Annotated in this window: 12 protein-coding genes; all 12 read left to right on the top strand. The window is 60.7% G+C overall.

From position 1 onward, the window contains the following. Nucleotides 1–50 precede the first annotated feature (50 nt). The 12 genes from ASD03_RS00370 (at nucleotide 51) to ASD03_RS00315 (ending at nucleotide 13,034) form a co-directional block, all read left to right on the top strand. Nucleotides 51–1,241 (top strand): NADH-quinone oxidoreductase subunit D, encoded by a 1,191-nt coding sequence (locus ASD03_RS00370; RefSeq protein WP_025426583.1) that lies wholly within the window; start codon nucleotides 51–53, stop codon nucleotides 1,239–1,241. Then, nucleotides 1,241–1,495, top strand: coding sequence for a hypothetical protein (locus tag ASD03_RS00365; protein ID WP_025426584.1), 255 nt, complete (start codon nucleotides 1,241–1,243; stop codon nucleotides 1,493–1,495). The genes ASD03_RS00370 and ASD03_RS00365 overlap by 1 nt, the downstream gene beginning before the upstream one ends. A gap of 16 nt (nucleotides 1,496–1,511) precedes the next feature. Then, nucleotides 1,512–2,639, top strand: a complete 1,128-nt coding sequence (locus ASD03_RS00360; protein WP_025426585.1) for an NADH-quinone oxidoreductase subunit E — start codon at nucleotides 1,512–1,514, stop codon at nucleotides 2,637–2,639. 11 nt (nucleotides 2,640–2,650) lie between these two features. Further along, on the top strand, nucleotides 2,651–3,955 hold the full coding sequence (gene nuoF, locus ASD03_RS00355) for an NADH-quinone oxidoreductase subunit NuoF (protein WP_025426586.1): 1,305 nt from the start codon (nucleotides 2,651–2,653) through the stop codon (nucleotides 3,953–3,955). Nucleotides 3,956–3,961: 6 nt separating this feature from the next. Beyond that, on the top strand, nucleotides 3,962–4,636 hold the full coding sequence (locus ASD03_RS00350; RefSeq protein ID WP_025426587.1) for an NADH:ubiquinone oxidoreductase: 675 nt from the start codon (nucleotides 3,962–3,964) through the stop codon (nucleotides 4,634–4,636). 103 nt (nucleotides 4,637–4,739) lie between these two features. Continuing rightward, entirely contained in the window at nucleotides 4,740–6,812 is a 2,073-nt protein-coding gene (gene nuoG, locus ASD03_RS00345) for an NADH-quinone oxidoreductase subunit NuoG (protein ID WP_025426588.1), read from the top strand. A gap of 20 nt (nucleotides 6,813–6,832) precedes the next feature. Continuing rightward, nucleotides 6,833–7,876: an NADH-quinone oxidoreductase subunit NuoH gene (gene nuoH / locus ASD03_RS00340; RefSeq protein ID WP_025426589.1), complete on the top strand. Its 1,044-nt coding sequence runs from the start codon at nucleotides 6,833–6,835 to the stop codon at nucleotides 7,874–7,876. A 64-nt stretch (nucleotides 7,877–7,940) separates the two neighbouring features. Continuing rightward, nucleotides 7,941–8,432, top strand: coding sequence for an NADH-quinone oxidoreductase subunit NuoI (gene nuoI, locus ASD03_RS00335; protein ID WP_025426590.1), 492 nt, complete (start codon nucleotides 7,941–7,943; stop codon nucleotides 8,430–8,432). A gap of 137 nt (nucleotides 8,433–8,569) precedes the next feature. After that, a complete protein-coding gene (locus ASD03_RS00330) occupies nucleotides 8,570–9,184 on the top strand; it encodes an NADH-quinone oxidoreductase subunit J (RefSeq protein ID WP_025426591.1) in 615 nt (204 codons plus the stop codon). A gap of 28 nt (nucleotides 9,185–9,212) precedes the next feature. Beyond that, nucleotides 9,213–9,521, top strand: coding sequence for an NADH-quinone oxidoreductase subunit NuoK (gene nuoK, locus ASD03_RS00325; protein ID WP_025426592.1), 309 nt, complete (start codon nucleotides 9,213–9,215; stop codon nucleotides 9,519–9,521). Nucleotides 9,522–9,528: 7 nt separating this feature from the next. Further along, entirely contained in the window at nucleotides 9,529–11,523 is a 1,995-nt protein-coding gene (gene nuoL, locus ASD03_RS00320) for an NADH-quinone oxidoreductase subunit L (protein ID WP_025426593.1), read from the top strand. Then, a complete protein-coding gene (locus ASD03_RS00315; protein WP_057211424.1) occupies nucleotides 11,523–13,034 on the top strand; it encodes an NADH-quinone oxidoreductase subunit M in 1,512 nt (503 codons plus the stop codon). Before nuoL ends, ASD03_RS00315 begins: the two co-directional genes overlap by 1 nt. The last annotated feature ends 8 nt before the right edge of the window (nucleotides 13,035–13,042 follow it).

Genomic DNA, 13,042 nt, shown 5'->3' with positions numbered 1-13,042 from the left:
TCGGCCCGCGGCGACCCTTTGAGGGCGCCGTCCGGCCTGGAGCAATCGGTATGACCGAACATAACGTCCGCAATTTCAACATCAACTTTGGTCCGCAGCATCCGGCGGCGCACGGCGTTCTTCGTCTGGTGCTCGAGCTTGATGGCGAAATCGTCGAGCGTGTCGACCCGCATATCGGTCTGCTGCATCGCGGCACCGAAAAGCTGATCGAAACCAAGACCTATCTGCAGGCGATTCCCTATTTCGATCGGCTCGACTACGTCGCGCCGATGAACCAGGAGCATGCTTTTGCGCTTGCAGTGGAAAAGCTGACCGGAACCGAAGTTCCGATCCGCGGCCAGCTGATCCGCGTTCTCTATTCGGAAATCGGCCGTATCCTGTCGCATCTTCTGAACGTGACCACGCAGGCCATGGACGTCGGCGCGCTGACGCCGCCGCTCTGGGGCTTCGAGGAGCGCGAAAAGCTGATGGTGTTCTATGAGCGTGCCTGCGGCGCGCGCATGCACTCGGCCTATTTCCGTCCCGGCGGCGTGCACCAGGATCTGCCGCATGAGCTGGTCGAGGATATCGGCAAGTGGATCGACCCGTTCCTCAAGACCGTCGACGATATCGACGAGCTTCTGACTGGCAACCGCATCTTCAAGCAGCGCAACGTCGACATCGGCGTCGTCAAGCTGGAAGACGCCTGGGCCTGGGGTTTCTCGGGCGTGATGGTTCGCGGTTCCGGCGCTGCCTGGGACCTGCGCCGTTCGCAGCCCTACGAATGCTATTCGGACATGGATTTCGACATTCCGATCGGCAAGAACGGTGACTGCTTCGATCGTTACCTCATCCGCATGATCGAAATGCGCGAGTCGGCCAAGATCATGCGTCAGTGCGTGAACCGTCTGCTCGGCGATGCCAAGATTGGCCCGGTCTCGTCGATGGACGGTAAGATCGTTCCGCCAAAACGTGGTGAGATGAAGCGCTCGATGGAAGCGCTGATCCACCACTTCAAGCTCTACACCGAAGGCTACCACGTGCCGGCCGGCGAGGTTTATACAGCCGTTGAAGCGCCCAAGGGCGAATTCGGCGTCTATCTCGTCTCCGACGGTAGCAACAAGCCCTATCGCTGCAAGATCCGTGCCCCGGGCTACGCGCATCTGCAGGCGATGGACTTCCTCTGTCGCGGACACCAGCTTGCCGACGTGTCAGCCGTGCTGGGCTCCCTCGATATCGTGTTCGGTGAGGTGGATCGCTGATGCGTTTCGCGCCCCTGGCAATGGCAGGATTTCTTATGCTTGCGACGGCGGCATCCGCACAGGATTCCGTCAACAGCGAAGCGTCTGCCGCGATGCGTGGGGGCTCGATGGCCGATCTCGTGGCCAAGGGCTACGAGATCAAGGCGGCCGTGGCCAACGGCACGCGCTACATCGTATTTTTACAAAAAGACCAGTCAGCCTATGCCTGCGAATTCGTTTCGGTGACGAAATCGCGGTGTGGGTCGATTAACTGATAAGGTGTCGTGAAGAATGTCTGTTCGTCGACTAGCCGAAGACAATGTTCAGCCGGCCGCATTCGCGTTCAATCGCGAAAACGCCGCTTGGGCAAAGAAGACAATCCAGAAGTATCCGAAAGGCCGTGAGCAGTCCGCGGTCATTCCGTTGTTGATGCGGGCGCAGGAGCAGGACGGCTGGGTAACGAAGGCCGCGATCGAATCGATCGCTGACATGCTCGGCATGGCCTATATCCGCGTGCTCGAAGTTGCGACCTTCTATACCCAGTTCCAGCTGAAGCCGGTCGGAACGCGCGCTCACGTGCAGGTCTGCGGCACGACGCCGTGTATGCTGCGTGGCGCCGAAGACCTGATCCGGGTCTGCAAGAGCAAGATCGCCCACGATCCTTTCACCCTCAACGAGAGCGGCACGCTTTCCTGGGAAGAAGTGGAATGTCAGGGCGCCTGTGTGAATGCGCCGATGGTCATGATCTTCAAGGACACCTATGAAGACCTGACGCCCGAGCAGCTCGAGCAGATCATCGACCGCTTCGATGCAGGCAAGGGTGCCGAAGTCGCCACCGGTCCGCAGATCGATCGTGTCTTCTCGGCGCCGGAAGGTGGCCCGACCACGCTCATGACGCCGGACGCGCCGGCCAGGAAGGCTCCCGCGAGCGCGAAGAAGGTCAGCGATGCGCCTGTTGTCAGCGTTCCGCCATCGAACGCTGCACGGGCAAAGACCGCTGCCAGCGAAACCAACGCCGCCGTGAAGACGCCGGCGACGGCGAAGAAGGAAGCGGCGGCAAACGCCAAGGTCGAGGGCGACACCGCCGACAAGTCGAAGCCCGCCAGGGCGGCCGACGTTTCCGGCAAGCCGTCGCTTGAAGACAAGAACCGCCCGGCAGGCATCGCTAGGCCGGCGGCTGTCGACGACCTCAAGCTGATCTCCGGCGTTGGCCCGAAGATCGAAGGCACGCTGCACGAACTCGGCATCTACACGTTCGCGCAAGTCGCGTCGTGGAAGAAGGCCGAGCGCGAATGGGTCGACAGCTATCTCAATTTCAAGGGCCGGATCGAACGTGACGATTGGGTCAAGCAGGCCAAGGCGCTCGCCAAGGGTGGCGAAGCCGAATACATCAGAGTTTTCGGCAAGAAGCCGCGGTAAAGAGGTGAACCATGCTCAGAGATGAAGATCGCATCTTTACCAATATCTACGGCCTCAAGGATAAGTCTCTCAAGGGCGCGATGAGCCGCGGCCATTGGGATGGCACCAAGCAGATCCTCGAAAAGGGTCGCGACTGGATCGTCAACGAGATGAAGGCTTCGGGTCTTCGCGGTCGTGGCGGCGCAGGCTTCCCGACCGGTCTCAAGTGGTCCTTCATGCCGAAGGAAAGCGACGGGCGTCCGCACTATCTGGTCGTCAACGCCGACGAATCCGAACCGGGCACCTGCAAGGACCGTGACATCATGCGTCACGATCCGCACACCCTGATCGAAGGCTGCGTCATCGCCAGCTTCGCCATGGGTGCGCACACCGCATACATCTACGTGCGCGGTGAATATATCCGCGAGCGGGAGGCGCTGCAGGCTGCGATCGACGAATGCTACGACGCCGGCCTGCTCGGCAAGAACAACAAGCTGGGCTGGGACATGGACATCTACGTCCACCACGGCGCCGGCGCCTACATCTGCGGCGAAGAAACCGCGCTGCTCGAAAGCCTTGAAGGCAAGAAGGGCCAGCCGCGCCTGAAGCCGCCGTTCCCGGCGAACATGGGTCTCTACGGCTGCCCGACGACCGTCAACAACGTCGAGTCGATCGCAGTTGCCCCGACGATCCTGCGCCGCGGCGCTGGCTGGTTCTCGTCGATCGGCCGTCCGAACAACGTCGGCACCAAGCTGTTCATGCTCTCCGGTCACGTCAACAAGCCGTGCACGGTCGAAGAAGCGATGGGCATCACCTTCCGTGAACTCGTCGACAAGCATGCCGGTGGCATTCGCGGCGGCTGGGACAACCTGCTGGCGGTCATTCCCGGCGGCGCATCGTGCCCGGTGGTCAAGGCGGAAGACATCATTGACTGCCCGATGGATTTCGACGGGCTTCGTGAAGTCAAATCGTCCTTCGGCACGGCGGCTGCCATCGTCATGGATCGCTCCACGGACATCATCAAGGCAATTGCCCGCATCTCGGCTTTCTTCAAGCACGAGAGCTGCGGCCAGTGCACGCCGTGCCGCGAAGGCACCGGCTGGATGTGGCGCGTGATGGAACGCATGGTGCAGGGCCGCGCCCAGAAGCGCGAGATCGACATGCTGTTCGACGTCACCAAGCAGATCGAAGGTCACACGATCTGTGCTCTGGGTGATGCGGCCGCCTGGCCGATCCAGGGCCTGATCCGCAACTTCCGTCCGGAGATCGAAAAGCGCATCGACGAATACACCCGCAACGCGACGTCGCACGGCGCGGTGCTGGAAGCGGCGGAGTAACGGGCCATGGCCGGCACACGCAAGGATGGACAGGTGAGGGGAGAGGCCGAGAGCGGCATTCCGTCCGCACGTCCGCTTGGCAGTGATCCGGCCGATCCGTTCGGCATGGCCGAATGGATGAAGACCATGCCCAAAGTGCCGCTGCATCCGCTGATGGCGCATCCGGCAGGCGCCGTGGCAGCTGCCACCGCGCTTGGTTTCGGTCTGTCGAGCCACATCGCCGGCGTTATGTTCGGCGCGATGCAGGGCGCCGTCGAAGCGCTGCAGAAGGGCTCGGCCTTGGCTGGCCAGATGCAGGCAGACGCCCCGGCTGGGGTCGTTCCGACCCAAGCAGCTCCGGTTCAGGCAGAAGCAATGCCGCAAGAGACGGTGAAGCCGGTAGTCGCCAAGAAAGGCGCGGTATCAAAGCCGAAGGCTGAGAACAAGCTGGCGGAGCGCGTGAAGGCGCCGGCAGCTTCGCGGTCCAAGACCCGCACCGCCGACGACCTCAAGCGGATTTCCGGCATCGGCCCGAAGCTCGAGCAGGTCCTGAACGGCAAGGGCATTCGCCGGTTCGCCGATATCGCCGCCTGGAGTGACGCCGACATTGCCCGCTTCGACGACGAACTGGGCTTTGGCGGACGTATTCTGCGCGACGACTGGGTAAAGCAGGCAAAGGCGCTGAAAGGCGCAAAAGAATAAGAGGCGGTGACCGGCAGAGGTCGCCACCGGCAAGCAGCATGGCTGTGTTGGAATTGTCCGTCGCCTCAAGGTGGACGGATGGAAGACAGGATTGAGTACGAAGATGGCAAAGCTGAAAGTCGACGGAAAAGAGATCGAGGTCCCGGATCATTTCACGCTGCTTCAGGCGTGCGAAGAAGCCGGCGCCGAGGTTCCGCGCTTCTGTTTCCATGAGCGGCTGTCGGTCGCCGGCAACTGCCGCATGTGTCTGATCGAGGTGAAGGGAGGGCCACCAAAGCCCGCCGCCTCCTGTGCCATGGGTGTGCGCGACCTTCGTCCGGGTCCGAACGGCGAGACGCCGGAAGTCTTCACGACCACACCGATGGTCAAGAAGGCGCGCGAAGGCGTCATGGAATTCCTGCTGATCAACCATCCGCTCGATTGCCCGATCTGCGACCAGGGTGGCGAATGCGACTTGCAGGACCAGGCGATGGCCTTCGGCATCGATAGTTCGCGCTACCAGGAAAACAAGCGCGCTGTCGAAGACAAGTATATCGGCCCGTTGGTCAAGACGGTGATGAACCGTTGCATCCATTGCACGCGCTGCGTCCGTTTCACCACGGAAGTGGCCGGCATTGCCGAACTCGGCCTGATCGGCCGCGGCGAAGACGCCGAGATCACTACCTATCTTGAACAGGCCATGACCTCCGAGCTTCAGGGCAATGTCGTTGACCTCTGCCCGGTCGGCGCGCTGACCTCCAAGCCGTTCGCCTTCACGGCGCGTCCGTGGGAACTGAACAAGACCGAATCGATCGACGTGATGGACGCGCTCGGTTCGGCCATCCGCGTCGATACCCGTGGCCGCGAAGTGATGCGCATCATGCCGCGCGTCAACGAGGACATCAACGAAGAGTGGATCTCCGACAAGAGCCGCTTCATCTGGGACGGCCTGAAGACTCAGCGTCTCGACCGTCCTTATGTCAAGAAGGACGGCCGTCTGCAGGCTGCAACGTGGAGCGAAGCGTTCCAGGCGGTCAAGGCTGCCGTTGCAGCGACCTCCGGCGACAAGATCGGCGCCATCGCCGGTGACCTTGCTTCCGTAGAAGAAATGTACGCGCTGAAGGAACTGCTTGCTTCGCTCGGTTCCGAAAACGTCGACTGCCGCCAGGATGGTGCAGCGCTCGATCCGTCGCTCGGCCGCGCCAGCTACATCTTCAACCCGACCATTCAGGGGATCGAGAGCGCCGACGCGCTGCTGATCATCGGCTCGAACCCGCGCTTCGAAGCATCCGTTCTCAACGCACGCATCCGCAAGCGTTACCGGATGGGCAATTTCCCGATCGCCGTCATCGGCGAGCAGGGTGAACTGCGCTACGAATACGAATACCTCGGTGCAGGCACCGACACGCTGGCCGAACTCGTGTCCGGCAAGGGCAAGTTCGCTGCGACCTTGAAGAAGGCGCAGCGTCCGATGATCATCATCGGCCAGGGCGCCGTTGCAGGGGAGGGCGGTGCCGCCGTTCTCGCCGCTGCCGCCAAGCTTGTCGGCGCAGTGACGGCCGACTGGAACGGCTTTGCCGTTCTGCACACCGCAGCGTCCCGCGTCGGTGGTCTCGACCTCGGCTTCGTCCCGGGCAAGAACGGCAAGACGGCCGCCGAAATGGTTTCGGCCACTGACGTTCTCTTCCTGCTCGGCGCCGACGAGATCGATCTTGCTGGCCGCAAGTCCGGCTTCACTGTCTATATCGGTTCGCATGGCGACAATGGCGCCCACGCTGCCGACGTCATCCTGCCCGCCGCCACCTACACCGAAAAATCCGGCACCTGGGTCAACACCGAGGGCCGCGTGCAGATCGGCAACCGTGCCGGCTTCGCTCCGGGCGACGCCCGCGAGGACTGGGCGATCATCCGTGCGCTCTCCGACGTTCTCGGCAAGAAGCTGCCCTTTGATTCGCTTGGCGAATTACGCTCGAAGCTTTACGCCGCGCAGCCGCATTTCGCCGATGTCGACGCGATTGCCGTCGGCAGTGGCGACGAAATTGCCGCACTTGCTCAAAAAGCCGGTGAGATGGGCAAATCCGTGTTTGCGTCTCCGGTCAAAGACTTCTATTTGACGAACCCGATAGCGCGCGCATCCGCCGTCATGGCCGAATGCTCGGCTTTGGCACGCAACAACTTCAAAGCTGCGGCGGAATGAGCGCGAGGGAATAGAGTATCATGGACGCTTTCGTTTCGACCTATGTCTGGCCTGCGATCATCATGGTCGCCCAGTCGCTGCTGCTGCTGGTCGCGCTGCTGCTTTTCATCGCCTACGTTCTGCTGGCCGACCGCAAGATCTGGGCTGCTGTCCAGCTTCGCCGTGGTCCGAATGTGGTGGGCCCCTGGGGTCTTTTCCAGTCCTTTGCCGACCTTTTGAAGTTCGTCTTCAAGGAGCCGGTGATTCCGGCTGGCGCAAACAAGGCAATCTTTCTGCTCGCGCCGCTCGTCTCCGTGACGCTGGCGCTCGCCGCCTGGGCGGTTATTCCGCTCAATGCCGGCTGGGTGATCGCGAATATCAACGTCGGCATCCTCTTCGTGTTCGCCATATCTTCTCTTGAAGTTTATGGCATCATCATGGGTGGCTGGGCGTCGAACTCCAAATATCCCTTCCTCGGCGCGCTTCGTTCTGCCGCGCAGATGGTGTCTTACGAAGTCTCGATCGGCTTCGTCATCGTCACCGTCCTGTTGTGCGTGGGTTCGCTGAACCTGACTGATATCGTCAATGCGCAGAGCAACGGCATCGGTACGAACTTGGGTCTGCCCGCATCGTTCCTCGACTGGCACTGGCTCGCACTGTTCCCGATGTTCATCGTGTTCTTCATTTCGGCGCTGGCTGAAACGAACCGCCCGCCCTTCGATCTGCCGGAAGCGGAATCCGAACTCGTCGCCGGCTTCATGGTCGAATACGGCTCCACGCCTTACATGATGTTCATGCTCGGCGAGTATGCCGCCATCTGCCTGATGTGCGCGCTGACGACCATTCTCTTCCTCGGCGGCTGGCTGCCTCCGGTTGACGTCTGGTTCCTCAACTGGGTCCCGGGCATCATCTGGTTCGTTCTCAAGGCATCCTTCGTGTTCTTCATGTTCGCGATGGTGAAGGCTTTCGTTCCGCGTTACCGCTACGACCAGCTGATGCGTCTCGGCTGGAAGGTCTTCCTGCCGATTTCTCTGGCAATGGTCGTGATCACTGCATTCGTTCTCAAGCTGACGGGAGCTGCATGATGCTGGCTTTCGCTCGGTTGCATACCGCTGGCCGCTCCCAGGCCGGCAAGTCTGGAGGTAAATGATGGCCGGTCTTTCGCAAGCCGTCAGCTCGCTGTTCCTCAAGGAATTCGTCGGCGCGTTCTTTCTGTCGATGCGCTACTTCTTCAAGCCGAAGGCGACGTTGAACTACCCCTTCGAAAAGGGGCCGGTCAGCCCGCGCTTCCGTGGCGAACACGCCCTGCGCCGTTATCCGAACGGCGAAGAGCGCTGCATCGCCTGCAAGCTCTGCGAGGCGATCTGTCCTGCCCAGGCCATCACCATCGAGGCCGGCCCGCGCCGCAACGACGGCACCCGCCGCACGGTGCGCTACGACATCGACATGGTGAAGTGCATCTATTGCGGTTTCTGCCAGGAAGCCTGTCCGGTCGACGCCATCGTCGAGGGACCGAACTTCGAATTCGCCACCGAGACGCGTGAAGAGCTGTACTACGACAAAGACAAGCTCCTCGCCAATGGCGACCGTTGGGAGCGGGAAATCGCACGCAACATCGCAATGGACTCGCCCTATCGCTGAGGCCGATGCGTGGTGTCGCCCTTCAAGGCGGCACATGTGAAACAGTTTGGGGCAAAGGCCGGACATCAGTCCGGCTTTGCCAGTGGAGTGGGGGCTGCAAGAGCCTCACGCCGTGCAAGACGAAAAAGGCACCGATCATGGGTCTGCAGGTTCTTTTTTTCTATCTCTTTGCCTTCATCGCGGTGGCATCGGCATTTATGGTCATTGCGGCCAGGAACCCCGTTTATTCGGTGCTGTTCCTGATCCTGACCTTCTTCAATTCGGCGGGCCTGTTCCTGCTGGCTGGCGCCGAGTTCCTGGCGATGATCCTGCTCGTGGTCTATGTCGGCGCGGTTGCGGTGCTCTTCCTGTTCGTCGTCATGATGCTCGATATCGATTTCGCCGAACTCAGAGCCGGCGTGCTTGAATATGCGCCCGTCGGTGCGCTGATCGGTCTGATCCTGGCTGCCGAACTGATCATCGTCGTCGGCGGCGCGACCTTCTCGCCGGAGATTGCCAAGGGCATCTCGATGCCGATCCCGGCGGTTGCCGACCGGACGAACACCGCCGCACTCGGCGACGTGCTCTATACCCACTACGTCTACTTCTTCCAGATCGCGGGCCTTGTGCTGTTGGTCGCCATGATCGGCGCCATCGTCCTCACGCTGCGCCACCGCACGAACATCAAGCGCCAGAGCATTCCGCAGCAGGTTGCCCGCACGCCCGAGACCGCCGTCGAGGTGATCACGGTCAAGCCCGGGCAGGGCATTTAATTCGGACGCGAGGTCGAGGAACCAAAAAATGGAAATCGGAATTTCCCACTATCTCACCGTCAGCGCCATCCTGTTCACGCTTGGTGTCTTCGGCATCTTCCTGAACCGGAAGAACGTCATCGTCATCCTGATGTCGGTCGAACTGATCCTGCTTGCGGTCAACATCAACATGGTCGCCTTCTCGTCGTTCCTGAACGACATCACTGGCCAGGTCTTTGCTCTGTTCATTCTGACCGTCGCGGCCGCGGAAGCCGCCATCGGGCTTGCAATTCTCGTCGTCTTCTACCGCAACCGCGGCTCGATCGCTGTTGAAGACGTCAACATGATGAAGGGCTGATTGGGCTATGGATACCATCATCAAGGCTATCGTCTTCCTGCCTTTGATTGGCTTTCTGGTCGCCGGCCTTTTCGGCACTTCGATCGGCGCCAAGGCTTCTGAATATGTCACCAGCGGACTGATGATCATCGCCGCCGCATTGTCGTGGTACGTCTTCTTCGACGTCGCGATGGGCGAGCAGGAACTGATCAAGGTTTCGGTGCTGCGCTGGATCCAGTCCGGCGGCTTCGACGTCGAATGGGCGTTCCGCGTCGACACGCTGACCGCAGTCATGTTCGTGGTCGTCAACACAGTGTCGACGCTCGTGCATGTCTATTCGATCGGCTATATGCACCACGATCCGCATCGTCCGCGTTTCTTCGCCTATCTGTCGCTCTTCACCTTCGCGATGTTGATGCTGATCACGTCGGACAACCTGGTGCAGATGTTCTTCGGCTGGGAAGGCGTGGGTCTCGCATCCTACCTGCTGATCGGCTTCTGGTATAAGAAGCCGTCGGCGAACGCGGCGGCGATGAAGGCGTTCATCGTCAACCGCGTTGGCGACTTCGGTTTCTCGCTTGGCATCTTCCTCGTCTTCGTGCTGTTCGGTTCGGTCAACCTCGAAACCATCTTTGCAGCAGCCCAGACCTACCTGCCGGCCGAAGGTGCCGCAGCAGGGGAGGCGGTTGTTACGCTGTTCGGCATGCACCTCGACAAGGCAGATGCCATCACGGCCGCATGCCTGCTGCTCTTCATGGGCGCGATGGGCAAGTCGGCTCAGTTCCTGCTGCACACCTGGCTTCCGGACGCGATGGAAGGCCCGACCCCGGTTTCGGCCCTCATTCACGCCGCAACCATGGTCACCGCCGGCGTCTTCCTTGTCGCTCGCATGTCGCCGCTGTTTGAGCTGTCGCCGACTGCACTGACGGTCGTCACGCTGATCGGCGCGATCACGGCCTTCTTCGCCGCAACCGTCGGTCTGGTCCAGAACGACATCAAGCGCGTCATCGCCTATTCGACCTGTTCGCAGCTTGGCTACATGTTCGTGGCCCTCGGCGTCGGCGCCTATGGCGCGGCCATCTTTCATCTGTTCACGCACGCCTTCTTCAAGGCTCTCCTTTTCTTGGGTGCAGGTTCGGTCATTCACGCCGTCGATGGCGAACAGGATATGCGTTACATGGGTGGCCTGCGGAAGCATATTAAGGTCACCTATAGGATGATGTTCATCGGCACGATCGCGCTCACCGGCGTCGGCATCCCCGGCACCGTCATCGGTACGGCCGGCTTCTTCTCGAAGGATGCCATCATCGAATCGACGTTCGCTTCGCACAGCATCGTTTCGGGCTTTGCCTTTGCGATGCTGGTGATCGCCGCTCTGTTCACCAGTTTCTATTCCTGGCGCCTGACCTTCATGACCTTCCACGGCAAGCCACGCGCTTCGTCGGATGTCATGCATCACGTCCATGAATCACCTCAGGTCATGCTGGTGCCGCTCTACATCCTGGCTGCCGGTGCTCTGCTCGCAGGCTTCCTGTTCCACGACCACTTCTTCGGCGAGGGCTATGCCGAGTTCTGGAAGGGTGCGTTGTTCACCTCGGCTGAAAACGAAATCCTCCATGAGTACCACCACGTTCCGCTGTGGGTTAAGTGGAGCCCGTTCTGCGCCATGGCGCTTGGTCTCTTCACGGCCTGGTACATGTACATCCGTCGGCCTGAGCTGCCGAAGTACCTGGCGGAACAGCATCGCGGCCTCTACCAGTTCCTGCTCAACAAGTGGTACTTCGACGAGCTATACGACTTCCTGTTCGTACGCTCGGCCAAGCGCCTCGGCGTCTTCCTGTGGAAGGAAGGCGACGGCCGGGTCATCGACGGCCTTGGCCCTAACGGAATTGCGGCACGCGTGCTTGATGTCACCGATCGTGTGGTCCGGCTGCAGACCGGTTACCTCTATCACTACGCGTTCGCCATGCTGATCGGCATTGCTGCGCTCGTTACATGGATGATGCTCGGGAGTTCCTTCTGATGACCGATTGGCCCGTACTTTCCGCGGTCACCTTCATGCCGCTCGTCGGCGTCCTGCTTCTCTTGCTGACAAGAGAAGACAGCGCCTACGGCCGCCGCAACATCCTGAACGTATCGCTGCTGACGACGCTCTTCACGTTCGCCGTGTCGGTCTATATCTGGTACCAGTTCGATAGCTCGAACCCGGGTTTCCAGATGACCGAGAAGCACGAATGGCTCGGCACCGGGATTTCCTATCATCTCGGCGTCGACGGCATCTCGGTGCTCTTCGTCGTTCTCTCTGCCTTCCTGATGCCGTTCTGCGTGCTCGCAAGCTGGTTCTCGGTCGAAAAGCGGCTGAAGGAATACATGATCGCGTTCCTGATCCTGGAAACGTTCATGATCGGCGTGTTCGTGTCGCTCGACATCGTGCTGTTCTACGTGTTCTTCGAAGCCGGCCTCATTCCGATGTTCCTCATCATCGGTGTCTGGGGCGGCAAGGATCGCGTCTATGCGAGCTACAAGTTCTTCCTCTACACGCTGCTCGGCTCGGTGCTGATGTTGCTCGCCATCATGGCGATGTACTGGCAGGCCGGTACCACCGACATCACTGAACTTCTCGCCTACAACTTCCCGCGTGAGATGCAGACGTGGTTATGGCTCGCCTTCTTCGCTTCCTTCGCGGTGAAGATGCCGATGTGGCCGGTGCACACCTGGCTTCCCGACGCGCACGTTCAGGCGCCGACGGCGGGTTCGGTCATCCTGGCCGCCATCCTCCTGAAGCTTGGCGGTTACGGCTTCGTGCGCTTCTCGCTGCCGATGTTCCCGCTGGCGTCCGACTATTTCGCGCCCTTCGTCTTCACGCTGTCGGTCATCGCGATCATCTACACCTCGCTGGTGGCGATGATGCAGACCGACATCAAGAAACTGATCGCCTATTCGTCCGTCGCACATATGGGTTACGTGACGATGGGTATCTTCGCGGCCAATACGCAGGGTGTTCAGGGTGCGATTTTCCAGATGCTGTCGCACGGCATCGTCTCCGGCGCGCTCTTCCTTTGCGTCGGCGTCGTCTATGACCGGCTGCACACCCGCGAGATCTCGGCCTATGGCGGCCTCGTCAACAACATGCCGAAATACGCCGTCGCCTTCATGGTGTTCACCATGGCCAACGTCGGCCTACCCGGCACATCAGGCTTCGTCGGCGAAGTGCTGACGCTCGTCGGCGTCTTCCGCGTCAATACCTGGGTTGCGTTCTTTGCAACGAGCGGCGTTATTCTCTCGGCTGCCTACGCGCTCTGGCTCTACCGCCGAGTGATCTTCGGTGCGCTGGAAAAGGAAAGCCTGAAGGCTCTGCTCGATCTTTCGGCTCGCGAGAAGGCGATCCTTTACCCGCTGGTGATCCTGACGATCTTCTTCGGTGTCTATCCGGCGCCGATCTTCGATGCGACCGCAGCCTCCGTGGATCTGCTCGTCAACAACTACTCCGCAGCCCTGCAGGCAGCGCAAAACGTTGCGCTTTCGGTGCAATGACCACAGGA

Source organism: Ensifer sp. Root127 (assembly GCF_001425225.1).
Taxonomy (GTDB): Bacteria; Pseudomonadota; Alphaproteobacteria; order Rhizobiales; family Rhizobiaceae; genus Ensifer; species Ensifer canadensis.
The sequence above is the reverse complement of the archived record's forward strand: the minus strand, read 5'-3'. Positions and strand labels throughout refer to the sequence as shown.

Coding starts and splice junctions, on each gene's coding strand:
- ASD03_RS00370 (WP_025426583.1), top strand. CDS start 51: ATGACCGAACATAACGTCCGCAATTTCAACATCAACTTTGGTCCGCAG.
- ASD03_RS00365 (WP_025426584.1), top strand. CDS start 1,241: ATGCGTTTCGCGCCCCTGGCAATGGCAGGATTTCTTATGCTTGCGACG.
- ASD03_RS00360 (WP_025426585.1), top strand. CDS start 1,512: ATGTCTGTTCGTCGACTAGCCGAAGACAATGTTCAGCCGGCCGCATTC.
- nuoF (WP_025426586.1), top strand. CDS start 2,651: ATGCTCAGAGATGAAGATCGCATCTTTACCAATATCTACGGCCTCAAG.
- ASD03_RS00350 (WP_025426587.1), top strand. CDS start 3,962: ATGGCCGGCACACGCAAGGATGGACAGGTGAGGGGAGAGGCCGAGAGC.
- nuoG (WP_025426588.1), top strand. CDS start 4,740: ATGGCAAAGCTGAAAGTCGACGGAAAAGAGATCGAGGTCCCGGATCAT.
- nuoH (WP_025426589.1), top strand. CDS start 6,833: ATGGACGCTTTCGTTTCGACCTATGTCTGGCCTGCGATCATCATGGTC.
- nuoI (WP_025426590.1), top strand. CDS start 7,941: ATGGCCGGTCTTTCGCAAGCCGTCAGCTCGCTGTTCCTCAAGGAATTC.
- ASD03_RS00330 (WP_025426591.1), top strand. CDS start 8,570: ATGGGTCTGCAGGTTCTTTTTTTCTATCTCTTTGCCTTCATCGCGGTG.
- nuoK (WP_025426592.1), top strand. CDS start 9,213: ATGGAAATCGGAATTTCCCACTATCTCACCGTCAGCGCCATCCTGTTC.
- nuoL (WP_025426593.1), top strand. CDS start 9,529: ATGGATACCATCATCAAGGCTATCGTCTTCCTGCCTTTGATTGGCTTT.
- ASD03_RS00315 (WP_057211424.1), top strand. CDS start 11,523: ATGACCGATTGGCCCGTACTTTCCGCGGTCACCTTCATGCCGCTCGTC.